This is a genomic window from Ekhidna sp., from assembly GCF_965228795.1.
GTDB lineage: Bacteria > Bacteroidota > Bacteroidia > Cytophagales > Cyclobacteriaceae > Ekhidna.
In genome coordinates, this window is the sequence record NZ_OZ245839.1 from 2041419 (window position 1) to 2066730 (window position 25312).

Genomic DNA, 25312 nt, shown 5'->3' on the forward strand with positions numbered 1-25312 from the left:
ACATCGTTTTTCTGAACTTGTTTCAGCATTTCTGCCCGTTCAGACAAAAAAAGACCCTGAACATTGCCCAGGGTCAATTTAAGTTTTAAGCGTTTTTTCCAACGCAGTTTAGATCTTCAAATGCAAGCTTCAGGCGCTCTACAAAAGTTTTTTCTGCTTCTCTGATCCATACTCTTGGATCGTATTTTTTCTTATTCGGTTTATCATCGCCCTCAGGATTTCCAATCTGGCCTTGAAGGTAACCTTCGTTTGCCTGGTAATATCCTCTCACACCATCCCAGTATGCCCACTGTAGATCTGTATCGATATTCATTTTAATTGCACCATAAGAAATTGCCTCTCTGATCTCTTCTCTTGAAGAACCTGATCCGCCATGAAATACGAAGTTTACAGGGTTAGTTCCTGTATTGTGCTTTTCCTGGATGTGATCCTGAGAGTTTTTCAGAATGATTGGGGTAAGCTTTACATTTCCGGGCTTGTACACGCCGTGTACGTTACCAAATGCAGCTGCTATGGTAAAGTTATCGCTTACTTCTTTGAGCTTTTCATAAGCATAAGCCACTTCTTCCGGCTGGGTATAAAGCATCGAATTATCAACGTCCGTATTGTCAACACCATCTTCTTCTCCACCTGTCACTCCCAGCTCTATTTCCAATGTCATACCCATTTTATCCATGCGCTTGAAATACTCAACGCACGTTCCAATGTTGTCCTCGATTGGTTCCTCTGACAAATCCAACATGTGAGAGGAGTAAAGTGGCTTTCCTGTTTGCTCAAAATGCTTTTCACCGGCATCTAAAAGCCCATCTATCCATGGAAGTAATTTTCGTGCAGCATGATCTGTATGTAAAATAACAGTCACACCGTATGCTTCAGCTAATTGATGCACGTGGTGTGCTCCGGCTACTCCACCTGCGATTGCGGCTGCCTGACCATCGTTTGAAAGCCCTTTTCCTGCCATAAAAGCAGCGCCACCATTGGAAAATTGGATCATTACCGGTGAGTTGATGTCTCGCGCGGTTTCAAGTACAGCATTAACTGTACTGGAGCTGGTCACATTTACAGCAGGTAATGCAAAATCATTTTCGTTGGCATAGTTGAGAAGGTCTGTTACTTCCTGTCCGGTAAGAACACCAGGTCTGAATTTCATTGTATAAGAGTTTGAGAGTTATTTAACAGAATTTTTGTTCCGCAAATATAACTTCTCCTCTAAGGAATGAAAACGTTTTCGGTCACGCTTCGTGGTAAGCTTGCTGAAGGTCTTGTTCTTCGATGTAAGGATCCGAATCAATTAATTGTGATTCTTCCTCCCACTGATAGGCAGCTACGGCGAAAAGGATGACCAAATAAAGCAGTTTGATTAGGATTCTCCACTTCATAGGACTTCTTAGACACCTGAATCAGTCTAATGGTTTAAATGAAGATTGATTATTTGTAAAACTAAAGTGAGATTAATGAATAAAGGCGCAACACCTTGACATTGAGTTTATTGACCTTTGAGTTGCGCCTGCACTTGAGAAAATGCTTATTGGTCCATTTCTTTTTTCATCATTGCGTAGTAGATAAGAAACCCAACAGCGATACAAACAGCCTCTATTCCATAAGGCATAGCATCATCTCCATCCAGATTCATTGCATCAATAATGATTAATCCTAGTCCGCCAAATAATACAATTAAGCCCCATTTCAAGGCATTGTGTTTATTACTCTGCTTAGTAAAAAGATTAGCTGTTTCTGTATTCACCATGTCTTTATCAATGAGTTTCTTCTTCAAGGAGTAATTGGTGAGGGTGGACACAAAAAGTATCACCGACCCAAAAACAGAAATGATAGCTATTATAGGTACTAAATCGTCCATAATTATTTAATTTTTATGTTTAACATCACCTGATTGGACATGGGGACTATTTGTAAATGTTGCATCAAATAAAAATAATTTTTTCATGCAACATTCAGATAACCTGTGCTGACTAATAGGTATCCATGGACGAAAAACAATTGGTACGTCAGATTTTAAGTGGGAGTGACTCTGCCATACGTTTGCTAATAGATAAGTACGAACGTTTGGTTATTCACATGATAACTCGCGTGGTATCTGATGATATGGACCGAGAAGAATTGTGTCAGGATGTGTTTATGAAGGTAATAGATAAGCTGAATACCTTCCATTTCGACTCGAAGCTTTCAACCTGGATTGCAACAATTGCGTATCGAACGGCAGTCAACTTTGCTAAGAAGAAACGCATGGATCAGGTGGATTTGGATCAGGTATCATTTAAAGTAGGAGAAGAAAGTCAAGTGACAGAAGAAGAAGATATGAAACGCTTTATTTTAAAATTGGTAGATCAGCTCCCATTAAATTATAAAACGGTTTTGACGCTTTTTTATCTGGATGGGTTTAGTTATCCTGAAATTGTAGAAGTGACAGGTATGCCTGAAGGAACCGTAAAAAACTACATACACAGAGCTAGAAAAAAGCTTAAATTGATTGTGGAAGAACAAGCTAAAAAAGAGGTTGCGTTACAATGAATACTAGGCTGCTATCAATTAAAAATATTTTGGCATGAAAAGAATAGAAGATATCATCGATGAGGCGCTCAAAACCGAGCCAACTTTTCAATTAAGTAGGGATTTCAAGGATCGTATCATTCAGACGGTCAGAAAAAAAGAAAGGTCCAGTCAGCGAAAATTATACCTATGGATGGCTCTCGGTACGCTTGTGATAATTGGATTTGGATATGCCACCATAGCTTATTTCATGCCATCTACTTTGGAAAGCTTTGAATCGATAAAAACAGGCAATAAAGTTGTTCCATTGGCTGTACTGGCAGGACTACTGATTGTAGTGATTCAATACCTTGACAAACGACTGGTTAAAGACAAAATATTGCACGTCTAATTTTAAAGAAACGGTGCATCAATCGGTTCCCAAAGTTCGATTTTTCGGCCTTCAGGATCCATGATCCATCCAAAGTTACCATACTCGAATTCCTCAATATCTCCTATTACTTCTACACCTTCTTTTTTCAATGCCTCGAGTAACTCCACCAGGTTTTCTACTCGATAGTTAAACATGTACTCTTTTTCGCTTGGCTTGAAATACTTGGTGTCTTTTGAGAAGGGACTCCATGCAGTCGTGCATTCTTTTTCCTTGTCCTCATAATCTCGCCATTTGAATAAACCACCATATTGGTCGGATTCTATTCCCAGGTGATTCCTGTACCAATCCTTCATTTTTTCAGGATCATTTGTTTTAAAGAAGATACCTCCAATGCCTGTTACTCGCTTTTTCATAGTTGTGTGTTTGCATCAAATAAAGTCAGAAAGTGGGACGCCCGAAAAAGTAAGTGAAAAATCACCCGAATGGGTGAGGGTTATTTACCATCTCGGCATTCCATGAATTTTTCCATGGCGCGCTCGGCTTCTGCTTTAGCCATAGAGGCTTCTGCCGAATGCTTTAGTGCAAGCTCTGCTTGCATATCAGCTCTCGCTTTTTCGCTCATCGCCTGAGACATTGCTCTTTGAGCTTCCATTCTGCACTTTTCTGCCTCATCTGCTTTGATAAATGAAAAGATCATGAACACAAGTGAAAGGATCATAAGGCCTGCAATAATGATATTCTTTTTCATGGCTTATTTAGTTGATTCACATTCTCGAAGTGCTTCTTCAGCTCGTGCTCTTTGCATGAGTGCTTCTGCTGCCGCTTCTTCAGCTGCTTGTTTGAGTTGTTCTGCCTGACTAGTTAGTTGTTCCACTTGAGTTCTTAGTGCGGCTGCTTGACTGGCTTGTTCTTCTACTTCATTGGCTTTGATTTTAGCATAAGTCATAGCGAATAAAACAAGTAGGATCAAAATACCAATTACTGTGTTCTTTTTCATAAGGATAAGGTTCAGTTCAATTTTGAATCTTCTTTGCATGCTTGCAGCTCTTCCATGATACTAGCTGCGATTGATGCCTGCTGGGCTGCTTCTAATTGTGCCTTTTGTTGAATTTGCACCGCCTCATCCCTTAATCTTTCTGCCTCTTCTTGAGCTGCCAGGGCTTTTAAACGTTGCTTTTCAGCTTCATCTGCTTTTATGAAAGCGAAAATCATAAAGGATAGACAGATAAGCCCCATAACGCAAAAAGTAATGATCTGTGTGGTTTTGTTCATTTGTCTTCTGATTATAAGTCGATCGAGTAAGTAAATAAATGCTAACAGAGTGGTTATGATGCCTGTAAGAGCTGGCTCAAAGTAGGTCGCAGGGAGTAAGGCGAGTACCCCGATTAATTTTAAAGCATCCACCCAGTGCTTGTCTGTTCTTGCTTGAAAGCGTTGAAAATAGATAAAAGCCAAAACAGCTGCGGCAAGTGCCGGCAGCCAGTTCCCTAGCTCAGGTTTAAATATTTGACGAAGTTGTAAGGTCACAACCCAGGCAATCAGCGAGATATTAAGTCCATTTTTATAAGCCTTATGCGGATTATCAATGTTGAAATAAAAAATAGCAAGGATAGCTATCATCAATCCAATTAACCGTCCTCCTTGATTTAATCCAAGTTGATTAAGTGTGATTATTATAGCACATAGTAATATCCACGGCAGCCCATATTTAATTACGTCTTTCATTTGCCTCTACAATCACTTAGCTCCTCATAATATTTTTTGGCTTCTTTGGCTTTTAACATGGCTTCAGCCTCTGCTGCTCTTGCTTTGGCTGCTTCATCTATTGCAATTTCCTGAAGGCGGATGACCTCTTCTCGTAGTTGATTGGCCTCTAGCTCGGTTTGATTCCATCGCTTTTCAAAATCTTTTGATTTCATAAAAGCAAAAAATGTAAGCGAAATAAGAATAAATCCAATTCCTATTAAAAGTGTGCCCAAAGCATACTTTTTCATAATGTTAATTTTTATTAAAAGTAGTGGTTTTGGCTTACTATTTGAACCGCTCACAAAAAATCAGCTATTTTTAAAATCAATCTTTTCAATATTGCGTTGAAAGAATACGTCTAAAATTTTACTACATATGAATAAGTTGCTGTTGATTGCCGGGTTTGTATTACTCACTTCCTTTGGAGTTTCTACTGAGTATGGCGATGATATCCAGTTATTACTGGAAGGGGATACGTTAAAAGTTCTTGAGCCTTTGGATGAACATCCAAGTGAGGCTTATGTTATTACCAATTTATTAAAAAGAATTCACTACCGGAAACTACCATTAAATGATTCCATTTCTTCTGTCATTTTTGATAACTACTTTGAATCACTAGATCCAAACAAGGCATATTTCTACACTTCAGATGTCAAACAGTTTGAAAAGTACAGATACGAGCTAGATGATCAAATTCCTGAAGGTAAGCTTCAGTTTGCATATGATGTGTTCGATGTTTATCGCAAGCGGGCATTAAGTCAAATCGATTATGTATTTGGACTGCTGGATACCGAGTTTGACTTCTCTAAAGATGAAATATATGTATTTGACAGGGAAGATGCTGACTGGCCTTCAAATCAGGATGAGCAAAACGAGATTTGGAGAAAAATCATTAAAAATCAGGCCCTCAGTTATAAGCTTGCAGGAAGAGATTGGAAAGATATTTCCGAAAGTCTGACCAAAAGATATCAGCGCATTCAGAAAGCCATCTATCAGTACAATAGTGAAGATGTATTTCAGAGCTACATGAATGCTTACACGAATGCTTACGACCCGCATACCGATTACTTTTCTCCCCCGGATGCCGAGAATTTTCAAATTGATATGAGCCTATCATTGGAGGGTATCGGGGCTAGATTGATGCAAAACCTGGATTACACTCAGGTGGCTGAAATCATTCCGGGAGGCCCTGCTTATAAAAGCAAGCAGATTCAAAAAGATGATAGAATCATAGGAGTGGCACAAGGTGACGATGGAGAGTTTATAGATGTAATAGGCTGGAGATTAGATGATGTAGTCTCTAAAATCCGTGGGCCTAAAGGTTCTGTGGTTAGGCTACAGATATTGAAAGCTAGTGAAGGAATCAATGCACTTCCTGACACATTGAGACTTGTTCGTGATAAAATCAATTTGGAGCAACAGGCTGCCAAATCAGAAATGATTCCAATTACAGAAGGTAATACTACCTACAATCTGGGGGTGATTACTGTACCAAGCTTTTATTTGAATTTTGAAGAATTACGAGCTGGAAAAGAAGACTATCGAAGCACTACCAGGGATGTAAAAAAATTGATCACTGAGCTTGAAGAGCAGGGAATGGATGGGTTGTTGATTGACCTTCGATTCAATGGAGGTGGATCTCTGCAGGAAGCGATCGAAATGAGTGGGTTGTTTATTCCTGATGGACCGGTAGTCCAGGTAAGAAATTATGATCAGTCTGTCGATAAAATGGATGATGAAGATGGTGGTGAAGTCTTTTACGATGGTCCTCTAGCTGTTTTAGTAAACAGAGGTAGTGCCTCAGCGTCGGAGATTTTCTCCGGGGCGATTCAGGATTATAGAAGAGGTGTGATCATCGGAGAGAGCACCTTTGGAAAGGGTACTGTCCAAAATGTGATTGATTTAAGTAGGTACATTCGAAACCCTGAATTGAATCTAGGTCAGATTAAGATGACGCTTGCAAAGTTTTACAGAGTAACGGGTAGTAGCAATCAACGCGTTGGAATCGCACCAGATGTTCAGTTTCCATCCATTTATTCCATCGATGATTTCGGTGAGGCGAGTAGGGAAAACGCACTTCCATGGGATGAAATTGCGAGCGCTAATTATAAGCCTACCAATACAGTTTCTGAAGAACTACTGGATCACTTGAATAAGCTTTATCGTGAAGATTTAAATTCAGATCCGGACTTGCAAAAGCTGGTGAGAGATATCGAAAAGGCCAGAGAAAATAGAAACAGAAAATCCGTTTCATTAAATCTGGAAACCAGGCGAGAGAATTCAAATAACGACGAAGACGATCTGGCTACCAGTGTAGATAATTCAGACATTGCTGAAAAGGATGAGATTGATGAAAAGCTTAAAAAGGATCCTTACCTGAAGGAAGGCCTTAGGCTCTTAGCAGCTATGAAAAAATATAAAGTGGGGTGAAGCAACCATTTCGATAAATCTTCATCTTTAAAATAAAAACCATATACCATGAAGAAGATCCTGATCGTCATAACAATACTATGTTCAACCATTTCATACGGCCAGAATATCTTAGCCAAGGCTGAGTTAGAGGCAGAAAATATTGATGAAGTAAGAATAGAGGGTTCGTTTGTGGATGTGTACGTAAACTCCGGCGAGCGCGTATACTTTAAAGGAAAGATTACCGGAAATGGGGATGAAGGAGATTATGAGTTTGATACTGAGATCGTAGGAAAGACACTGGTAATTCGTGTTGACAGAAATGCTAAACCTAATTGGAAGAGTTATAGACTTAATGAATCCAGAATCGACTTAACAATAACGGATGGTGTCCGACTGGACATAGATAATTCTTCAGGGGATGTGAGTGTAGCTAATCTCCGAGCTTCGGAATCTCGAATTGAAGCATCAAGTGGAGACATTACATTGAGAAGTATAGTAGCAAATTTAGAGGTTGAAACGTCAAGCGGAGACATTGATATAGATGGACTTACCGGAGATTCTGAAATTGAATCCACAAGTGGTGATCAGGATATCTTCAACACAAGAGGTAATATCGAAACCAGAGCAAGTTCAGGTGATATCACCGTTTCAGGTTTCAATGGAAAGATCGAAATTCAAGCTACTTCGGGAGACGTAGATGTCAGAAAAGGAGTAGGTGCTTTAAAAATCAGGACTTCTTCCGGTGAGATCGATGGCTATGGTATTGAAGTCAATGATAATTGCTACCTGGAAGCAACCTCAGGCAATATTGAAATTGACTTTATTAATGATCTGGATGAGCTCAGTTTTGATCTGACCGCCACATCCGGAGATTTGGAGGTTGGTAATCGATCAGGTGAAAAACGATTGGTTATAGATCGTGGGGGATACAAAATAAATGGCACCACCTCAAGTGGTGATCAGGAATACGAATAATTCCAATTATAAATCGGTAACATCCATTCAATAAAATATCTTCGTATTTTCTTTTAGAAAATGAAACAAGCGAAGACGATTGAGTAGGATAATTTTAAAAGAAGGGGCACATATACCGAGAATTCAGGCTACTGATATTTTTGATAATGAAGTTGACCTGGATGCTCTTAAGGGTAAAAAGCTGCTAATTGCATTTTTTAGGCATGTAGGATGTCCGTTTTGTAATATTAGAGCTCACACCCTTCAAATGGCCTATCCTCCATTAAAGAGCAGAGGGATGGAGATGATTTTCTTTTTTGAATCTACCAAGGAAGTACTACTTGCCAATCACTTCTATGAAAATATGTCTCCGGTACCAATTATTTCAGATCCGGAAAGAGAGTGGTACGATAAATTTGGAGTTGAAAGTTCAAGGTCTAAATCTATTAAAAGTCATATCCTTTTCTTGATACAAACAGCCTTGGTTGCAAAGTTCAAGCGACTACCGGTTCATTGGATGGCAGGAGATGAATCGTTCAACACCATACCGGCTGAATTTTTGGTTGATGAAAAGGGAGTTTTACGAAAAGCTAATTATTGGAATGACTTAAAGGATAGGATTTCAATGGATGCTATCACATCTTTCATTAAATAGCCCTAACATCATAAAAAAAGGCTGGAATTACCCAGCCTTTTATATGATCAATCTGAACGTACAGATTATGCGTGCTCCAATTCCGGTGCTACCGGGAAGTCAATGTCTGTTTCAGCGATATGGTTTGTATAATTGGTAATGGTATTTACAGCAATAAATCCAATCAATTCTGATAATGCAGATGCATTATAACCTGCTGAGAAGAAGTTGTTGATGTATTCCTGATCTGGATTACCTCTGGTTATTGTCATTTGTTTAGCCAATTCAGATAGCGCTTTCAGCTTGTTATCTGCTATCTCGCCTGTTCTGATTTCCACTGTTTCATCTTCCGTCAATCCTTGCATCTTACCCACTGCGGTATGAGCCGCCAGGCAATAGTTGCATTCATTTACTTGTGCCACTGATAAAGCAATGGCTTCTACTTCTTTACGTGAAAATTCGCCTTCAGATAATGTGCTATTTAAGTCTAAAATTCCTTTTAGCGCTTTAGATGAATTACCAATGGTTGCGTAGACGTTTGGTACACTACCCATCTTTTCTTTTAAGCCATCAAATATCTCTTTTGATTCATCATTAGCTTGTTCGTATGATAAAGTTTCTAGATTTTTAATATTATGTTTTTTCTTAGTTGTTCCTAATTAATTACACCAATAGAACAAGGGGGGCTATCCATCGTTCGGATACGCGGTAACGATTCAAGGTAATGTCACCAGCTTGACGATACTCGCTTTCAACTTCCATAAATGGAACTTATGTAGGGTGACAAGATCCTTTTTTGTTTAATCCATTACAAATAGACATTTTTGCCGGTATCATAAAACAACCTAACTCAAAACCAACGTAGATGGAAAAACCTTATATCGATTCAAACACCAGTTTGCCTGAGATTACTGTAAAGGCGGTGATATTAGGTGCATTGTTGTCAGTGGTATTGTCTGCTGCAAATGCATATTTTGGTCTTTTTGCCGGTCTCACTGTATCTGCTTCCATACCGGCTGCCGTTATTTCAATGGCCCTATTGAAGGTCTTCAAAAACTCAAATATCCTTGAAAACAACCTTGTTCAGACAGCTGCCTCCGCCGGAGAGTCGCTGGCAGCAGGTGTAATCTTTACGATTCCTGCGTTGGTCATTATGGGGTATTGGGAAGAGTTCAATTATTTTGAAACCATGGCCATTGCGATGTGTGGAGGAATTTTGGGTATTTTATTCACCATTCCTCTGCGTAGAGCTTTAATTGTGGAAGAAAACCTAAAATTCCCTGAAGGTGTAGCAACAGCTGAAGTGTTAAAAACAGGAGAAGAAGGAGGAAAAGCAGTAAAATACCTTGTCTGGGGATCGATCATCGGAGGCCTTTTCAAGCTGGCCGATTCAGCACTTAATCTTTGGAGTGGTTTGTTCGAGAAGGCAACACTAGTAGGCCAAAAATTCTATGGGTACTTCAGTTTGAATCTGTCTCCGGCACTTGTTGCGGTAGGCTACATTGTAGGATTGAATATTGCCTTTCTGGTATTTTTTGGAGGAGTAATCACGTGGTGGATAGCTATGCCGATTTACATTGGATCGAATGGGTTTGATGCAGTTGCTGCGGAGCTCGTTCAGTTGGGAAGCTTTACAAGTGTAAGCGATGTGAATGCGGATAATTTAGGAGGAGCACTTTGGAGTGCTAAAATGAGGTACTTAGGAGTAGGAGCAATGGTAGTTGGAGGACTGTGGGCATTACTAAGTCTTGCCGGATCATTGGGTACTGCATTTAAAGCTGGTATTTCAGCGTTTAAGAAAGGCGGTACATCCATGAAAGATCAGATCAGAACGGAGATGGATACGCCTATGTCATGGGTGATCATCGCGATTGGAGTGATGGTTATTCCAATTTTCCTCATATATCAATCTGCTATTGGCGATGCGACAGTCACCACCACTATGACCTTAATTATGGTTGTGGCTGGATTCTTATTTGCTGCCGTGGCAGGCTACATGGCCGGGCTGGTAGGTAGTTCCAACAATCCGATCTCAGGAGTAACAATAGCCACTATCTTGTTTGCTTCTATTCTTTTGCTCACTTTGATGGGCACAGGGAATGACCTTGCCGGAGCTGCAGGAGCTATTCTGATTGGTGCAGTGGTATGCTGTGCAGCAGCAATTGCTGGAGATAACATGCAGGATCTTAAGGCGGGTCATTTATTGGGTGCAACACCATACAAGCAACAGATCATGCAGGTTGTGGGAGTTGTAGCAGGCGCACTTGCCATCCCAATTGTTTTGAACATCTTATTGATAGGAAATGGTATCGGAGCACCAACACCGGAACAACCGGAAGCATTGGCAGCACCTCAGGCAACTTTAATGATGAGTGTGGCTCAGGGTATTTTTGGTGGCGGATTGCCATGGAACATTATCTATATCGGAGCTGGAATAGCTGCGGCCATTATTGCTTTTGATCAGTATTTAAAATCTAAGGGATCAAATTTCAGAATGCCCGTTCTTGCGGTAGCAGTTGGTCTATACCTACCTTTTGAGCTTGACTCATCTATTTTCGTAGGAGGAGTTTTAGCCTATATGCTTTCAAAAGCAACAAAATCGAATAAGAACATTGAAAAAGGCAATAACGCCGGATTGTTGTTGGCATCAGGACTGATCACAGGAGAGGCCTTGATGGGTATTTTAATTGCAGGACTTACTGTTGGAGTGATGAAGTCCGGAGGCGATCCAAATGCGATGAGAGTATTTGAAGATGCATCGAGCTGGCCTGGATTAATCATCTTCGGCTTAATCATCTATTTCATCTATAAAACTGTAATTAAGGTTTCTAAATCAGACGATTAGACTGTACGAAATTGAACGAATTACCTGTACACCTGGCTTCACTTTCAATAGTGGTGTCAGGTGTATTTTTTTGTTTATCAGATACTTAGGTAGTCTGGCATGATTTTGATCCTATTTACAACGAAACCTAGAAGACCATGTTCAAGAACTATCTCAAAACGGCCATTAGAAACCTTAGTAGAAACAAGGTTTATGCGTTTCTCAATGTATTAGGGTTAGCCTTAGGTATTGGGTGTGCACTTGTTATTTATAAGGTAATCGTCTTTGAAAACAGCTTTGATAAGCATCAGGAAAACTACGATAATATTTACCGGATTGTAGGTCAAAGCATTAGAGCCGGCGAAGTATCAAAAGGTATGGGTTCACCTCATCCGGTGGGGCCTACGCTTCGTGAGGATTATCCGGATATTCAACAGGTAGTCAGAACGCACTATGAATACGGTGATCAAATCAATGTCAATGAGGGACAGAATGTAAAGAAATTTCTTTTAGAAGAAGGTGTTGTTTATACAGAGAATGAATTCTTCAAGGTGTTCTCGGTAGAGTTTTTGGCGGGTGATTCGGAAACTGCGCTAAGTGAGCCAAATACGGCGGTGATCTCAGCCTCGGAGAGTAGAAAGTTTTTCGGATTGGAGAAAGGGAACGAAGCAAACGCAATGGGTAGATCCATTAATGTTGGCAACCTGGCAGATTTCACAGTTGTTGGAGTTATCTCCGATCCTCCTGAGGCTACCAATTTTCCATTTACGGTACTTCTAGAATACAGCGGACAAGCAGCAAGCAATCCTTATTTCGGTGAGGGAAAACGATGGAATTCAACCAGCTCCAATACCAACACCTACATTCTCGTAGGAGATGGATTTAACCGCGTGACATTTGATAATAAGCTTCTGGATTTTGTTGAAAAACATTATGAAGAAGGAGCATCAGAGAGAAGAAGGTTTGTTACACAACCATTAGCAGAGATTCATTACGATGATGAGTATGGTAATTATGTATACTCAACCTCACCGGAATTAATCAAAGCGTTGGCAATTATTGCTATTTTTCTGGTTTTAACAGCGTGTATCAATTTTGTGAACCTGGCCACTGCACAAGCTGCTAATAGGTCTAAAGAAATTGGAATAAGAAAGGCCATAGGAGGTTACTCAGGCCAGTTGGTCGTTCAGTTTTTTACAGAAATCACGCTTATTACTTTGGTTGCATTGTTTTGTTCGTTGGCTATTGCTGAATTTCTTTTTGTGCAACTGGAAGATGTTATAGGTACCCGGTTAACACTTGATCTATTCGTGCAATTCGAGACCATTGGTTTCATGCTGCTATTACTTGTTGTGGTAAGTTTCTTGTCAGGATTTTACCCTTCCATATTACTAAGTAATATGAACACTGTACAGGCCTTAAAGAGTAAGATTACGTCCAAGGATCATTCAGGAGGTCTGAACCTACGCAAAGCATTAGTAGTGACTCAGTTTACGATCTCACAATTTCTAATCATTGGTACTGTGATTATCTCTGCGCAGATGCGGTACTTCATGGAAAAGGATTTAGGATTTGAAAAGGAGGCTATTATTAAAAGCTATCTCCCGCAACGCGATGAAGTCAAAAACCAGCGATTTAAGAACCTAATGTTAGAAGACCCGGCGATAGAAAACATTACCTTTTCACTCAGTTCGCCAACCGGTAATTCAAACTCTCACTCAAATTTCAATTACCCACCTCTGGAGATAGAAGAAGATTTCAATGCCAGTTTCAAGCCTGCAGATGAAGAGTATGTCAATCTATATGGGCTGGAGCTACTGGCAGGTAGAAACTTCATGCCATCGGATAGTATTAATTATGTAATCATTAATCAGCGAATAGCTGATCTTATGGGATTCAAGGATAACTATAGCGGTGCTCTTGGTGAAAAATTAACTTCTGGATGGAGGCGAAATGACTTAAAAGTGATTGGGGTAATGAAAGACTTTCATTCCCAAGATTTGAGTGAAGGAATTCAATACGTATTGTTGCTGAGGGATCCTGAGGTATTCTATGAGGTTGCCTTTAAAACACGTGAGGGAGCTAACGTTAAGAATGCAATCACTCATTTCGAAGATACCTGGGAAAAAGTGTATCCGGAGTTTGTGGTTAATTGGCAGTTTTACGATGAGCAACTAGCGGAAAACTACGAACAGGAGCAAAGTGTCGCGACATTAATGACCACCTTCTCAGCGGTATCAATCATCATCGGGTGTTTAGGTTTGTACGGGTTGATTGCTTTCATAGCAGCAAACCGAACCAAAGAAGTGGGTATCAGAAAAGTATTAGGTGCTTCTATTCTCAGTATCATTCGAAAATTCACAACAGAGGTGTTTGTCTTGGTAATTATTGCTTTTTTGATTGCCGCACCTGCTGCGTTCTTTATACTAAATCAATGGCTAAACGATTACGAATTTCGAATAGAACTTGGGGTTGAGTTTTTCCTAATAGCATTTATGGTCACTTTGTTGATTGCTGCAATTACAGTTAGTCACAGGACGATTAGTACAGCACTGATAAATCCTGCTACCACTTTGAAGGATGAGTAAGTTTGTTGATTATCTTTGATAATATGAAATCTTACAAAGAGATCATTCGAATAAATCCAAATAAGCGATTCGGCAGGCCGTGCGTACGTGATACTCGAATTTCCGTATATGATGTTTTGGCGTGGCTTGCCAAAGGCATGTCATACAGTGAGATAATAGAAGATTTCCCTGAGTTGAATGAAAATGATATAAGAGCATGCCTCGAATATGCCGCAGATCGTGAGCACAATATTCGTGTTGCATGAGGTTAATGCTTGATCAGAATATTTCTTATCGTCCTGTCAAAGAATTAAGCGATGTTTATCCTAGTATCAAACACGTTAAGTCGCTAGGGCTGCTAAATAAGGAAGATCAAATGATCTGGAACTTTGCCAAAGATCATGACTATACGATTGTCACTTTTGATGCTGACTTTTTTGAATTTCAACTCACTAAAGGATTCCCACCAAAGTTAATCTGGTTAAGGTTTGGAAATTCCACTCGATCGGAGCTTAAGAAGTTCTTTTTTCAAAAAAGAAAAATAATAGAAAAGTTTTTGAATGATGAAGAATTTAAAGATATCGGCTGTCTTGGATTTGATTCCTTGTGATATTATTATTCTATCCTAAAGCCATATATTTGGCGGATTCGCAATACCTGATATATGAGTAAAGAACAGTTTAGTAATCGCTGGGGAATTGTATTGGCTGCCTTAGGTATGGCTATTGGCGCAGGCAACCTTTGGAGGTTCCCACGACTAGCCGGACAGTATGGTGGGTCATTCATCCTCTTATGGATATTGTTTCTATTTATCTGGTCGATACCTCTATTGCTTTCTGAGTTTGCTATTGGTAAAAAATTCAAAAGTGGAGTTATTGGAAGCTTTGCTCAATTTGCCGGTAAGAAGTACACCTGGATGGGCTTTTTCATTACCATCTGTACATTAGGTATAGCCTTCTATTACTCCATTGTTACTGCATGGTCCTTCAGATATCTAACGTTCTCGTTAGGCAATGTTTTTCAGGAATCCACACTGAAAGAGACGCTACAATCAAACCCTGATTACCTGGCCAATTTTTGGAATGGAATTTCCAATGGTGATTGGGTGACAGTCATCGTGTATATCTGCGTGATTTTTCTGGCAGCATTCATACTAATAAGAGGCGTCAAAAATGGATTGGAGAAGGCAAATAAGCTTTTAATTCCAAGTTTGTTTTTGCTCTTGATAGTCATTGTCATCGTATCGTTGAATATGGACGGGGGAGTCAGAGGACTTGAATACATGTTTGCGATTGATTGGTCTCTTTTTAGTAATCCCACGATTTGGATAGAAGCACTTTCTCAATCAGCATGGAGTACCGGGGCAGGATGGGGGCTAATGATGACCTTATCAGCATTTTCTCGTGATAATGAAGATGTAACCCTAAATACATTCATAGGCGCTTTTGGTAACAATACAGCTTCACTTTTATCGGGCATGGCCATACTTCCGGCAGTGTTTGCTTTAGCAGCATCAGATGCAGAGGCTATCTCATACCTGCAGACTGGGAATCAGGCGCTGACCTTCACTATTATTCCCAAGCTCTTTGCCAATATTCCCGGAGGAGACTACCTGTCAGCTTTATTCTTCCTCGCATTGTTTGTAGCTGCATTTAGTTCATTGCTGCCTATGATTGAGCTCTTTCTACAAAATGTGGCAGACTTGAATATTTCAAAAAGAAAGACATTGGTGGTAGTTATAGTCTGCTTCATCATTTTCGGGTTCCCATCTGCATGGTCACTCGACTACTTTTCAAATCAAGATTGGGTATGGGGTGTAGGACTTATTGTGACCGGTTTGTTTATTCTGATTGGCGTGGCAATGAACAATCCGGCGAAGTTCAAAGCATCTACAATTGATGTAGGCTCAGATATGATTTTACCTTCACAGTATTTTCGATTTGCCATTTTTGCTAACATAGCCATCGGGTTCTTTTTGATCTATTGGTGGCTTTCACAAGACTTTAGCTCCACCTGGTTTAATGAACAGGGGCAGTGGGATGTGTTTGGAGTATATAGCAACGCATCTACTATTACCCAATGGGGGATTGTTATAATTGCAGGGCTGATATTAAATGGATATTTGTATAGAAAATTTGTAAAGCAATGAGCACCGGAGCAATCGTAAGTATGATCATAATTCTCACCGTGGTGGTGGGTGGCTTCCTATATTTTTTAACACGAGCAATCAAAAAAGAACGAAAAACCAATGGATAAAATAGATCCTTTAAATCAAGTAGCAGATTTTCATAAAACTTTCAGACATCCCATACTGGAAAACCCTCAGATCCCTTCTGAAGATCGATGTAAGCTTAGGGTGTCGCTCATAGCTGAAGAGCTCAAGGAACTTCAGGAGGCTATTGATGACAATGATCTGGTGGAAATAGCTGATGCGCTATGCGATATCCAATATGTGCTTTCAGGTGCTGTGCTTGAGTTTGGTCTTGGCGAAAAATTTAAAGAGCTCTTTGAAGAAGTGCAACGATCCAATATGAGCAAGGCCTGTAAAACCGAAGAAGAAGCTAAGCAAACAGTGACTCACTACAAGGCTGAAAAGGATACAGACGCTTACTATGAAGAAAGAGATGGGAAGTGGCTGGTGTACAGAGTAGGAGACAATAAGACCCTTAAGTCCATCAATTATTCGCCTGCTGATTTAAAATCTATACTCGAAAAGTAGGGTTCGAAGAACATGGATTGTTTCGTGAATATGCGACGGTCTTTGATTCTGCTTATTGTTCTAATAACCTCCTTTGTCTCTTTCAGTCAAACAACACGAATACTGTTTGTTGGCAATAGCTTAACCTATACAAATAACCTTCCGGAATTGGTGGAGAAAGAGGCTAAGCGAGAAGGTTTGAAAGTTCAAACCAAGATGATAGCCTTTCCTAATTATGCAATCATTGATCATTGGGATGACGGAGAAGTTCAGAAGCTTATTCAAAGTGAAAAGTATGATTATGTAGTGGTGCAGCAGGGACCTTCCTCCCAAGATGAGGGGAGGCGAATGTTGATTGAAGATGGAGCCAGATATCAAAAGCTATGTCAAAACCATGGAACTCAATTGGTTTACTTTATGGTCTGGCCGTCACGCACCTAATTTCACACTTTTGATGGAGTGATCAAAAATCACATCGATGCGGCAAGTGCAAATGATGCGATTTTATGTCCGGTAGGGCAGGCCTGGAAATCTTATTTTGAAAGTAATGAAGACTTTTCCCTGTATGGCATGGATGGTTTTCATCCATCACCCAAGGGTAGCCGGCTTGCTGCCAAAGTCATCGTAGATACCTTATTTGGAAATGAACAAACTGAGAGCGTACGCGGATCTTCCAATTAGACTTACTGTAGGGTTCCACTTAATCTATGGCACCCAGGATAATGTGTTTTCCTGGGAACGAATGATTGAATTTGAAAAGTTTTTGGAAGCTTTTGGAATGCCACTCCCGCTGGTAGCTGCGGTAGTATCCGTTTATGCTCAATTTATTTGTGGTATTCTTTTTATCGTTGGATGGAAGGTTCGTTTAACCGGCCTGGTCATGGTTTTTAATTTCATTGTGGCCATACTTTTAGTTCATTTAAACGATCCTTATCCAAATGTCTACCCTGCGATCTCTATTCTCTCAGGGTCATTATTTTTAGTCTTGTATGGGGAAGGCAAGTTAAGCCTGGATGACCGACTAAATACAAAAAAGGCAACCATTTGATGGCTGCCTTTATAGTAGAGTAGGTGAACGTGTGATATTCTAATCTACACGAGTCATGTAAACTGTTCGATCTTTTTCGTGCTCATCACTTACGAGAATTCCGTCTATGAGCTTCCACTCGTCATCATCTGCGCTGATGTTGAAATCATCATCATCGTCATCGATATTCTCGATCACTAAATAGCCACGCTTATTGATATACCAAGTGCCCCTTTCGGTTTCTTTTTCATCGTATGCTAAAACAGTGATTTTCACATCATTGTCTGCCTGGAATTCGAAGTAAATCTCAATGTCTTCCATTATGCCACCTACAAATCCAGAGATTGCTTTGATGAACACCTCTTCAAGCATAGAGTCGGCTTCTTCGGCTTCCTCTTCCATTTCTTCTTCAATGTCAATTACAAGCTTCCAGGTACCAACAATATCTTTCTTAGTCACCTTTTGTGCTTCTACTATAAATATTGCGCTGAATAGTAGAATTAGTGTAAAAATTGTCCTTTTCATTTTGGTTGTATTTTGTTATGCAAGGTACTAGTTATACTCTATCTCAAATAAAAGGTTTCATTTGTAAGGAATTATCAATCACTGATCACTATTTTATACCTTTGCAGCAGGATTTTTAAGAAGAATTATGTTTGATAGTTTAAGTGTAAAACTAGACAGGGCGTTTAAAACGCTAAAGGGACAGGGGCAGATCACCGAAATCAATATTGCATCTACCATTAAGGAGATCAGAAGAGCCTTGGTTGATGCCGATGTGAACTACAAGGTGGCAAAAGATGTGACCGACAATATCAAGGAAGAGGCCCTGGGTAGAGATGTTTTAATAGCAGTATCTCCGGGTCAATTATTGACGAAGATTGTTCAGGAAGAGCTCACCAAGTTAATGGGTGAGACCAACGTGCCTATAAGTTTAGACGGCAATCCAAACACAATTCTGATTTCAGGTCTTCAAGGATCCGGTAAAACTACTTTCTCAGGAAAGCTTGCCAATCACCTTAAAAAGCAGGGTCGCACAGTAATGCTAGCAGCATGTGATATTTACAGGCCTGCCGCAATTGATCAGCTAAAGGTACTTGGAGAACAAGTAGGAGTGGAAGTTTATGCTGAACCTGACAATAAAGACGCTGTTAAAATCGCGAAAAATGCGATCAAGTATGCTAAAGAGAACGGTAAGAAATCAATCATCATAGATACTGCCGGTCGATTGGCAGTGGATGAGCAAATGATGAATGAGATTTCTGAACTCAAAAAGGCTGTTAATCCTGCAGAGACCCTCTTTGTAGTTGACTCAATGACAGGACAGGATGCGGTGAATACTGCTGCCACATTCAATGAGCGACTAGATTTTGATGGGGTGGTTCTTACTAAACTCGATGGTGATACACGTGGTGGTGCTGCACTTTCAATAAGAAAAGAGGTAGAAAAACCAATCAAGTTCATTTCCACTGGAGAGAAAATGGATGCCATCGATCTATTCCACCCGGATAGGATGGCAAGTCGAATTCTTGGAATGGGTGATGTTGTCAGCTTAGTAGAACGAGCCCAGCAGAACTATGATGAGGAAGAGGCAAGAAGAATCAATAAAAAGATTCGAAAAAATCAATTTGGATTTGATGACTTCCTTGCTCAAATGGAGCAGATGAAGAAAATGGGTAGCATGAAGGATCTTCTGGGAATGATTCCGGGAATGGGTAAAGCCATCAAGGATATAGATATTGATGATGATTCTTTAAAGCCTATTGAAGCGATCATTAAATCCATGACACCCAAAGAACGTACACAACCTGAAATTCTCAATGGTAACCGAAAGCAACGCATAGCGAAGGGTAGTGGCACGTCCATTCAGGAGGTAAACCAATTGCTTAAGCAGTTTGAGCAAATGCGTAAGATGATGAAGATGATGAATAAGTCAGGAGGGAAGCGAGCACTTGCCAATATGCTTGGAGGAATGAAGTAATTGGTTTGTCAATCTTCAATATCTGATCAAAAGCAATTTTGTAACTGATGTATGTCCTGTTTCTAATCGGCTAGGCATTGTAGTTTGGTACTAACCAAATCTCAATGCGATGAAAAATATCCTTGTACCTACCGATTTTTCCAATTTGTCAGAATATGCGCTTGAATTTGCTATCAGGTTGGCAGAACCATTGGACGCACGTGTAACTGTAATTCATTGCGAAGAATTACCACTTGGAGATATGTCTCTGCATTTATCAGGGGAGGCTAGTGGTAGTGCAATATCTGATGATTCCTTGTTTAATGCACAGCTTTTTAGAGCCAATAAAAGAAAACTTAAAGCATTAGAACAGGATTTTTCTACAGACAAAGTATTGGTTTATACACAACAATATGGAGGAGGGTTTCTGAAGGGAATCACTCACTATGTTGAACAACACCCCGTAGACTTGGTTGTGATTGGCACTTCCGGCCAGGAAAGTATTCAAGAGTTTTTTAGTGGAAATCATACGGAACAGTTAATAGATAATTTAGCGGTTCCGGTTTTGTCTCTTCAAGACCAGCAGTTTCATCCAATTGAAGATATCGTATTGGGTCTTGATATGGAGGACGAAACGTATACACAAAAGGCCTTTATAAAGGTGAAAAATATCTGTGAAGCCTTAGGATCTACTTTGCATATCATCGATATCACCCGGTCTAAGGATGATGAAGAAATGATGCAGCTTTTGAATAAAGTTGCCAAAATCGTCGGACTATCTAATTACATGGTAGACGTGATTGAAGATCGAAATCCATGTGAAGCACTACTCGACTATGCTGAAGGAACAAACGCCGGATTGATAGTGGTTTTATCCAAAGCTAAAGGAGGGCTTAGTCGATTCATCAACCATTCGTTTGCTACTAAGCTGACTAAGAAATCTGCTATTCCGGTGCTTACAATTAACAAAAGGCACGTATAAACTAAAAAAGGTTAGCAATACTGCTAACCTTTTCTAACTCTATATTTTCCCGGTTCACTTCTGATAAGTAACAGCTTTGACAGCCTCTATTGTTCGCTCTACATTTGGAAGCACCTCTTCAATAAGCGTTGGCGCGTAAGGAAGGGATACATCTTTGTTTGTGATTCTATGGATAGGAGCATCCAGCCAATCAAATGCATTTCGCTGTACGTGGTGACTAATCTCTGAAGAAATGGAAGCAAGTGGCCATGCTTCTTCAACAATGATCAAACGATTGGTTTTCTTAACTGACTCAACGATCGCATGATAATCAATTGGTCTTACAGATCGCAAGTCAATGATTTCAGCATCAGTACCTTCTTTTGCAAGCTCCTCAGCAGCACTATTAGCTACTTTCATCATCTTACCAAAAGAAATGATTGTAACATCAGATCCTTCTCTTACCACATTGGCCTGTCCAATTTCCAGTAGATATTCTTCTTCAGGTACTTCTCCTTTGTCACCATACATTAGCTCAGACTCCATGAAGATAACTGGGTTGTCATCTCTGATGGCCGTTTTTAACAGCCCTTTAGCATCATATGGATTGGAGGGGACAACAACCTTTAACCCGGCAGTATTTGCATACCAGTTTTCAAAGTTTTGTGAATGCTGCTGGCTCAATTGACCTGCATTACCGGTAGGTCCCCTAAAGACAATCGGTATGTTGTATTGACCACCTGACATTGAGAGCATTTTAGCGGCACTGTTGATCACCTGATCTATTGCAACCAAAGAGAAATTGAAAGTCATGAATTCAATAATGGGACGCAGACCGTTCATAGCTGCACCTACACCAACCCCTGCAAATCCTAACTCTGTGATGGGTGTATCAATCACTCGTTTTTCGCCAAACTCGTCAAGCATGCCCTGACTTACCTTGTATGCACCATTGTATTCAGCAACTTCTTCACCCATTAAGAAGATATTTTCATCTCTTCTCATTTCCTCACTCATTGCTTCACCAAGGGCTTCTCTAAACTGGATTTCTCTCATTGTACAAGTCTTGTTTTTCGGTCTGCTAAATTAATGATGAATGAATGATTATAATGGAATTAAATGACCTTTTAATAGTAGTATTTGCCTATACGCATAAAAAAAGCCCTGCTAATTAGCAGGGCTTCCTTATATCTGAATCTCTTATGAATTACTTCACTGCCTCGTTTACAGCGTCAGCAAAGTTTGCAAACTCAAGATCGTTTAGAGCCATATCCTTGTAAGAAGGCTCAGCTTCTACTGCTTTCTTAAGATTTGAACCTACGCCTGAAGCGTTATTTTGACGTGCTGCAGATACAGCCAATAGATAGTAAGCATCAGCTCTTTCTACTTGCTTGAATTCTGCATCAGCCATGCTGTAATCTCCTGTAAGAAGGTAAGCAAGACCTCTGTCAATCATTACGTTTTCGTTGTTAGTTGCAGATGCGAATGAAGCTTTTGCTTTGTCATAGTCAGCCATTCTAACTTCTACTGCGCCTTTCATTGCATTCACTCGTCCATTGATATCATTAGATGAAGAACTTACGTTACCAAGTGTTTCGTAAGCTGCATCGTAATCACCTTGAAGAATTTGAACTGCAGCCATGTTAGCTTGTACTTCACCAGCTGAACTCATTTTGTTCATTGCGATCTCAAGCTGAGTAGCAGCACCATCTAGTTTAGAAGCATCACCTCTTTTAGCCATCTCGATGTGAGCTGCTGCAAGGTTATTGTGTGCTTGCCACATTCCAGACTTGTCAGCAGCAGCTTTGTAGATTGCAGCTTTTTCTTCAAGTGAAGGAGTAAGCGTAGCACTGAACATTAGCTCTTCAATAGAAAGTGTATCAGCATCAGCAGAACCATCAACGATTGCTTTTGCAAGCACTGCAATTTCTGCATTAGATTTCTTAGGCTTAACTGTCAACACTTCAGTTTTAGCTGATCGCAAGCCAGGATAAACATCTTTGAATACTTTTTTGTAAGTAGGAAGCTTTTGCATTTCCTTTTCTTTCTCCACGAAAGAACCTGATCCATTAATAATGTTATTGTATGCTTTTTTCTCATCTGCTGAAATACCATCATAAGTTGCTAATGCAGCTTTGAAAGCAGCCCAGTCCTGAATCACAGGCTTAAGGATGAAGTCAATTGAATCTGCAGCTCCTTTATAATCGTATCGATCCATTCTATTTCTGTAGAACTTCTCGATTTCTTTCGCACGATTTTCAGAAAGATCACTGTTTATAGTCTCAGAACCTTCCGGAGAGTGAGTACCAGTAATAGAAACAGTTCTGGTTACGTTTTTCTCAGCGATAAATGCGCTAAGCTCTTCTCTTTTAGATCTGTTAGAAACTCCATCATAAGTCAAAGAAGTTCTAAGGTTAGATACTCCCTGATCAAAGTAGAAGTTTACGTTTGTCGGAATTAACTCCTCTTTATCGTTATATCCATGGTCTGCATAGGACACAAGAGCAACATCTTTTACCCATCCAGAAGTCATGATCAAGCCTTGAGCTACAGCCATTCTTTCTGTAGATTTTGACTTACCATTTCTCGTGTCAGTAGCAACTCCTTGAACAAAAAGAGTTCCTGGGTTCATTCCTTCCTGATAAGGGAATGAGAAATTTGTTGACTTTCTAGATGTAGTTGTTGAGCTATTTGGAAAGTCAGAAGCTTGGAATTCTATTGATCCAACACTTACTTCTTGATCTCCATACACGTAAACTGTGTTTAGTGTAAAGCTTGTATTTGCTGGAAGAATTTTAGGAGGTAGAACAGCGCTCATTTCGAAAGGAACGTCTCCACCGTGTACCTCAAGCGGATTTGGATCCACTTGAAGATCATTCTCCTGAGCCAATTTTATCATTTTATCAAGCTTACAACCGGAAAGCAAAATTGCTCCGGCAGCAAAAGCCATGGCTAGGTTAAATTTTTTCATTTGATTCAGTCTTTTTAATTGTACAAACAATAAATAGTATAATTCTTAGTTATAGTGCTGGCAAAATTAATCGAAAATATCATTTTCTAACACTATAATACCAACTATCTAAAAGTTCTATTGTTTATCTTTGCGTGTATTTAAAATGAATATGCAAGACTTGTTGGAAAAATATGCGTTTGGAGTTTGTACCCGATTGGGTGAAAAATTACGTATTCCTACCTCAAGTATTCGATTATTCTTTATTTACAGCTCCTTTTTGACTTTTGGCTCTCCCATAATCATCTACCTAGGACTTGCTTTTATTATGAATTTCAGAAAGCATTTGAGAAGGAGAAATAATACCCTTTGGTATTATTGAAGCTCACTGAATTTCTTGTTTCCTCTCAGGTAATACTCAAAAATCATCAATTTAGACTTTGGTGCAGTTGATGTAATGGTTCGTTTTTTGAGCGTTCGTCGAAAATTTATAAAAGTTGAGATGTGAGCCTTGAGTACTGCCAGCGAGTGCTTGGGCTTACCTTCAAGAAGAAATTTCAAAGCGGCAACCCAGTCAAGCAATACCCTGACAGGGAATTTAAGAAGTAGTTTATCGTATGGTAGGTTTTTTAACAGGAGGCTGAGTCCGTTTCGGAAGTTCAAATACGTTTTGAAAGGGCTGGTCTTATCAAGAGTGCCGCCACCAACATGATAGACGACAGATTGAGGAATGCTTTTCACTTTATAGCCCAAACTACTTAGTCGCCAACAAAGGTCTATTTCCTCCATATGAGCGAAAAAATCGTTATCGAATCCACCGGACTCCCAAAACATGGTGCTTCTTATCATCATGCATGCCCCTGACGACCAGAAAATATCGATCGACTCATCGTACTGACCATGATCGTTTTCAAGATGATCTAATATGCGGCCTCTGCAGTAGGGATACCCAAGAAAATCAATGAAGCCACCACTCGCACCCGCATATTCGAATATTTCCGGATTATTAAAGTCTTTAATTTTTGGTTGACAAGCAGCATAGTTTAAATGTTTGTCCAGAAAGGTCTCCATTGGCTGCAACCAGCCGGGAGTTACTTCTACATCCGAGTTTAGAAGAACAAAATATTCCGCATCGACTTGTTTCAGAGCTGAATTGTAGCCTCCTGTAAATCCCAGGTTTTCAGGAAGTACTATGAGTGTGAGGTTGGGGTAATTTTCCTTTAAGAAAGTAATGGAATCATCCGTGGATGCATTGTCAGCGATGATCACTTGGGCTCCAAGCGAGTTGGTAACTACAGAAGGCAAAAACTTCTCCAGGTAAGTTTTTCCGTTGTAGTTGAGTATGACAACAGCTGTTTTAGTCATTTACATCATTCCGGATAGATCCATACCGGGAATGTTTGGCATCAATCCTTCGGTAGATTTTCTGATATGTTCTTTTCCTTGAGCGTCAGCTTCACTCACAGCTTTATTTACCGCAGCGATGATAAGATCTCGCATCATGTCTTTATCTTCCTGATTGACAATAGATGGATCAATCTCCAGACCTATTAGCTCCTTGTTTCCATTCGCTGTGGCTTTAACCATACCTCCGCCGGATTCACCCTCCGCTTTGATATCTTTTAGCTGATCCTGGGCTTCTTTCATTTTGGATTGCATCTCCTTCACTTTGCCCATCATTTTCATCATATCAAACAT

General features: G+C 39.9%; 32 protein-coding genes. 18 read left to right on the plus strand and 14 right to left on the minus strand.

The window, feature by feature from the left end; translation table 11 throughout:
* Nucleotides 1-85: 85 nt before the first annotated feature.
* The 3 genes from fbaA to ACQK2H_RS09215 all read right to left on the minus strand — a co-directional run bounded on the left by fbaA (nucleotide 86) and on the right by ACQK2H_RS09215 (nucleotide 1858).
* Complete coding sequence (gene fbaA, locus ACQK2H_RS09205) at nucleotides 86-1150, minus strand: class II fructose-bisphosphate aldolase (RefSeq protein ID WP_425391143.1); 1065 nt, start codon at nucleotides 1148-1150, stop codon at nucleotides 86-88.
* Nucleotides 1151-1232: 82 nt separating this feature from the next.
* Entirely contained in the window at nucleotides 1233-1379 is a 147-nt protein-coding gene (locus ACQK2H_RS09210; protein WP_425391144.1) for a hypothetical protein, read from the minus strand.
* Nucleotides 1380-1525: 146 nt separating this feature from the next.
* Nucleotides 1526-1858: a DUF6249 domain-containing protein gene (locus ACQK2H_RS09215; protein WP_425391145.1), complete on the minus strand. Its 333-nt coding sequence runs from the start codon at nucleotides 1856-1858 to the stop codon at nucleotides 1526-1528.
* 125 nt (nucleotides 1859-1983) lie between these two features.
* Between ACQK2H_RS09215 and ACQK2H_RS09220 the strand changes: the two genes are divergently transcribed.
* Both ACQK2H_RS09220 and ACQK2H_RS09225 read left to right on the plus strand, forming a co-directional pair.
* Nucleotides 1984-2529: an RNA polymerase sigma factor gene (locus tag ACQK2H_RS09220; RefSeq protein ID WP_425391146.1), complete on the plus strand. Its 546-nt coding sequence runs from the start codon at nucleotides 1984-1986 to the stop codon at nucleotides 2527-2529.
* 34 nt (nucleotides 2530-2563) lie between these two features.
* The gene (locus tag ACQK2H_RS09225; protein WP_425391147.1) at nucleotides 2564-2899 is read left to right on the plus strand and encodes a hypothetical protein; all 336 of its coding nucleotides are present in this window, start codon (nucleotides 2564-2566) and stop codon (nucleotides 2897-2899) included.
* A gap of 2 nt (nucleotides 2900-2901) precedes the next feature.
* On the opposite strand, the gene ACQK2H_RS09230 is transcribed toward ACQK2H_RS09225, so the two are convergent.
* The 5 genes from ACQK2H_RS09230 to ACQK2H_RS09250 form a co-directional block, all read right to left on the minus strand.
* On the minus strand, nucleotides 2902-3294 hold the full coding sequence (locus tag ACQK2H_RS09230) for a VOC family protein (RefSeq protein ID WP_425391148.1): 393 nt from the start codon (nucleotides 3292-3294) through the stop codon (nucleotides 2902-2904).
* An 80-nt stretch (nucleotides 3295-3374) separates the two neighbouring features.
* Nucleotides 3375-3629, minus strand: coding sequence for a hypothetical protein (locus tag ACQK2H_RS09235; RefSeq protein ID WP_425391149.1), 255 nt, complete (start codon nucleotides 3627-3629; stop codon nucleotides 3375-3377).
* A 3-nt stretch (nucleotides 3630-3632) separates the two neighbouring features.
* Nucleotides 3633-3878: a hypothetical protein gene (locus tag ACQK2H_RS09240; RefSeq protein WP_425391150.1), complete on the minus strand. Its 246-nt coding sequence runs from the start codon at nucleotides 3876-3878 to the stop codon at nucleotides 3633-3635.
* A gap of 11 nt (nucleotides 3879-3889) precedes the next feature.
* The gene (locus ACQK2H_RS09245; RefSeq protein ID WP_425391151.1) at nucleotides 3890-4606 is read right to left on the minus strand and encodes a hypothetical protein; all 717 of its coding nucleotides are present in this window, start codon (nucleotides 4604-4606) and stop codon (nucleotides 3890-3892) included.
* Nucleotides 4603-4875 carry a hypothetical protein gene (locus ACQK2H_RS09250; RefSeq protein WP_425391152.1) on the minus strand — a complete coding sequence of 91 codons (273 nt, stop codon included), beginning with the start codon at nucleotides 4873-4875 and terminating at the stop codon, nucleotides 4603-4605. The genes ACQK2H_RS09245 and ACQK2H_RS09250 overlap by 4 nt, the downstream gene beginning before the upstream one ends.
* A 127-nt stretch (nucleotides 4876-5002) precedes the next feature.
* Between ACQK2H_RS09250 and ACQK2H_RS09255 the strand changes: the two genes are divergently transcribed.
* The 3 genes from ACQK2H_RS09255 to ACQK2H_RS09265 all read left to right on the plus strand — a co-directional run bounded on the left by ACQK2H_RS09255 (nucleotide 5003) and on the right by ACQK2H_RS09265 (nucleotide 8648).
* On the plus strand, nucleotides 5003-7057 hold the full coding sequence (locus tag ACQK2H_RS09255; protein WP_425391153.1) for a carboxy terminal-processing peptidase: 2055 nt from the start codon (nucleotides 5003-5005) through the stop codon (nucleotides 7055-7057).
* Between the two features lie 48 nt (nucleotides 7058-7105).
* A complete protein-coding gene (locus ACQK2H_RS09260) occupies nucleotides 7106-8014 on the plus strand; it encodes a DUF4097 family beta strand repeat-containing protein (RefSeq protein WP_425391154.1) in 909 nt (302 codons plus the stop codon).
* Between the two features lie 79 nt (nucleotides 8015-8093).
* Nucleotides 8094-8648 carry a redoxin domain-containing protein gene (locus ACQK2H_RS09265; RefSeq protein WP_425391155.1) on the plus strand — a complete coding sequence of 185 codons (555 nt, stop codon included), beginning with the start codon at nucleotides 8094-8096 and terminating at the stop codon, nucleotides 8646-8648.
* Nucleotides 8649-8713: 65 nt separating this feature from the next.
* On the opposite strand, the gene ACQK2H_RS09270 is transcribed toward ACQK2H_RS09265, so the two are convergent.
* Complete coding sequence (locus ACQK2H_RS09270; RefSeq protein ID WP_425391156.1) at nucleotides 8714-9181, minus strand: carboxymuconolactone decarboxylase family protein; 468 nt, start codon at nucleotides 9179-9181, stop codon at nucleotides 8714-8716.
* Nucleotides 9182-9492: 311 nt separating this feature from the next.
* Between ACQK2H_RS09270 and ACQK2H_RS09275 the strand changes: the two genes are divergently transcribed.
* The 10 genes from ACQK2H_RS09275 to ACQK2H_RS09320 all read left to right on the plus strand — a co-directional run bounded on the left by ACQK2H_RS09275 (nucleotide 9493) and on the right by ACQK2H_RS09320 (nucleotide 17764).
* Nucleotides 9493-11472: an OPT family oligopeptide transporter gene (locus ACQK2H_RS09275; protein ID WP_425391157.1), complete on the plus strand. Its 1980-nt coding sequence runs from the start codon at nucleotides 9493-9495 to the stop codon at nucleotides 11470-11472.
* A 137-nt stretch (nucleotides 11473-11609) separates the two neighbouring features.
* Nucleotides 11610-14039, plus strand: coding sequence for an ABC transporter permease (locus tag ACQK2H_RS09280; RefSeq protein ID WP_425391158.1), 2430 nt, complete (start codon nucleotides 11610-11612; stop codon nucleotides 14037-14039).
* Between the two features lie 23 nt (nucleotides 14040-14062).
* Complete coding sequence (locus tag ACQK2H_RS09285; protein ID WP_425391159.1) at nucleotides 14063-14284, plus strand: DUF433 domain-containing protein; 222 nt, start codon at nucleotides 14063-14065, stop codon at nucleotides 14282-14284.
* On the plus strand, nucleotides 14281-14628 hold the full coding sequence (locus tag ACQK2H_RS09290) for a DUF5615 family PIN-like protein (RefSeq protein ID WP_425391160.1): 348 nt from the start codon (nucleotides 14281-14283) through the stop codon (nucleotides 14626-14628). The genes ACQK2H_RS09285 and ACQK2H_RS09290 overlap by 4 nt, the downstream gene beginning before the upstream one ends.
* Nucleotides 14629-14682: 54 nt before the next feature.
* Complete coding sequence (locus ACQK2H_RS09295; protein ID WP_425391161.1) at nucleotides 14683-16167, plus strand: sodium-dependent transporter; 1485 nt, start codon at nucleotides 14683-14685, stop codon at nucleotides 16165-16167.
* Nucleotides 16164-16274 carry a MetS family NSS transporter small subunit gene (locus tag ACQK2H_RS09300; RefSeq protein ID WP_425391162.1) on the plus strand — a complete coding sequence of 37 codons (111 nt, stop codon included), beginning with the start codon at nucleotides 16164-16166 and terminating at the stop codon, nucleotides 16272-16274. The genes ACQK2H_RS09295 and ACQK2H_RS09300 overlap by 4 nt, the downstream gene beginning before the upstream one ends.
* Nucleotides 16267-16737, plus strand: coding sequence for a hypothetical protein (locus ACQK2H_RS09305; protein ID WP_425391163.1), 471 nt, complete (start codon nucleotides 16267-16269; stop codon nucleotides 16735-16737). Before ACQK2H_RS09300 ends, ACQK2H_RS09305 begins: the two co-directional genes overlap by 8 nt.
* A 30-nt stretch (nucleotides 16738-16767) precedes the next feature.
* Nucleotides 16768-17157: a hypothetical protein gene (locus tag ACQK2H_RS09310; protein WP_425391164.1), complete on the plus strand. Its 390-nt coding sequence runs from the start codon at nucleotides 16768-16770 to the stop codon at nucleotides 17155-17157.
* Nucleotides 17158-17175: 18 nt separating this feature from the next.
* Entirely contained in the window at nucleotides 17176-17397 is a 222-nt protein-coding gene (locus ACQK2H_RS09315) for a hypothetical protein (protein WP_425391165.1), read from the plus strand.
* On the plus strand, nucleotides 17360-17764 hold the full coding sequence (locus tag ACQK2H_RS09320) for a DoxX family protein (protein WP_425391166.1): 405 nt from the start codon (nucleotides 17360-17362) through the stop codon (nucleotides 17762-17764). The genes ACQK2H_RS09315 and ACQK2H_RS09320 overlap by 38 nt, the downstream gene beginning before the upstream one ends.
* Nucleotides 17765-17803: 39 nt before the next feature.
* Here ACQK2H_RS09320 and ACQK2H_RS09325 read toward each other — a convergent pair whose 3' ends face one another.
* Complete coding sequence (locus ACQK2H_RS09325) at nucleotides 17804-18268, minus strand: hypothetical protein (RefSeq protein WP_425391167.1); 465 nt, start codon at nucleotides 18266-18268, stop codon at nucleotides 17804-17806.
* 127 nt (nucleotides 18269-18395) lie between these two features.
* Between ACQK2H_RS09325 and ffh the strand changes: the two genes are divergently transcribed.
* Both ffh and ACQK2H_RS09335 read left to right on the plus strand, forming a co-directional pair.
* A complete protein-coding gene (gene ffh / locus ACQK2H_RS09330; protein ID WP_425391168.1) occupies nucleotides 18396-19724 on the plus strand; it encodes a signal recognition particle protein in 1329 nt (442 codons plus the stop codon).
* Between the two features lie 109 nt (nucleotides 19725-19833).
* A complete protein-coding gene (locus ACQK2H_RS09335; RefSeq protein ID WP_425391169.1) occupies nucleotides 19834-20685 on the plus strand; it encodes a universal stress protein in 852 nt (283 codons plus the stop codon).
* Nucleotides 20686-20739: 54 nt separating this feature from the next.
* On the opposite strand, the gene ACQK2H_RS09340 is transcribed toward ACQK2H_RS09335, so the two are convergent.
* Both ACQK2H_RS09340 and ACQK2H_RS09345 read right to left on the minus strand, forming a co-directional pair.
* On the minus strand, nucleotides 20740-21720 hold the full coding sequence (locus tag ACQK2H_RS09340) for a pyruvate dehydrogenase complex E1 component subunit beta (RefSeq protein ID WP_425391170.1): 981 nt from the start codon (nucleotides 21718-21720) through the stop codon (nucleotides 20740-20742).
* A gap of 151 nt (nucleotides 21721-21871) precedes the next feature.
* Complete coding sequence (locus ACQK2H_RS09345; protein WP_425391171.1) at nucleotides 21872-23635, minus strand: tetratricopeptide repeat protein; 1764 nt, start codon at nucleotides 23633-23635, stop codon at nucleotides 21872-21874.
* 145 nt (nucleotides 23636-23780) lie between these two features.
* On the opposite strand from ACQK2H_RS09345, the gene ACQK2H_RS09350 reads away from it, so the two are divergent.
* On the plus strand, nucleotides 23781-23996 hold the full coding sequence (locus ACQK2H_RS09350) for a PspC domain-containing protein (RefSeq protein WP_425391172.1): 216 nt from the start codon (nucleotides 23781-23783) through the stop codon (nucleotides 23994-23996).
* Here the strand turns inward: ACQK2H_RS09350 and ACQK2H_RS09355 are convergent.
* Nucleotides 23990-24979, minus strand: a complete 990-nt coding sequence (locus ACQK2H_RS09355; RefSeq protein ID WP_425391173.1) for a glycosyltransferase family 2 protein — start codon at nucleotides 24977-24979, stop codon at nucleotides 23990-23992. The two genes, ACQK2H_RS09350 and ACQK2H_RS09355, sit on opposite strands and share 7 nt — an antisense overlap.
* A complete protein-coding gene (locus ACQK2H_RS09360) occupies nucleotides 24980-25312 on the minus strand; it encodes a YbaB/EbfC family nucleoid-associated protein (protein ID WP_425391174.1) in 333 nt (110 codons plus the stop codon).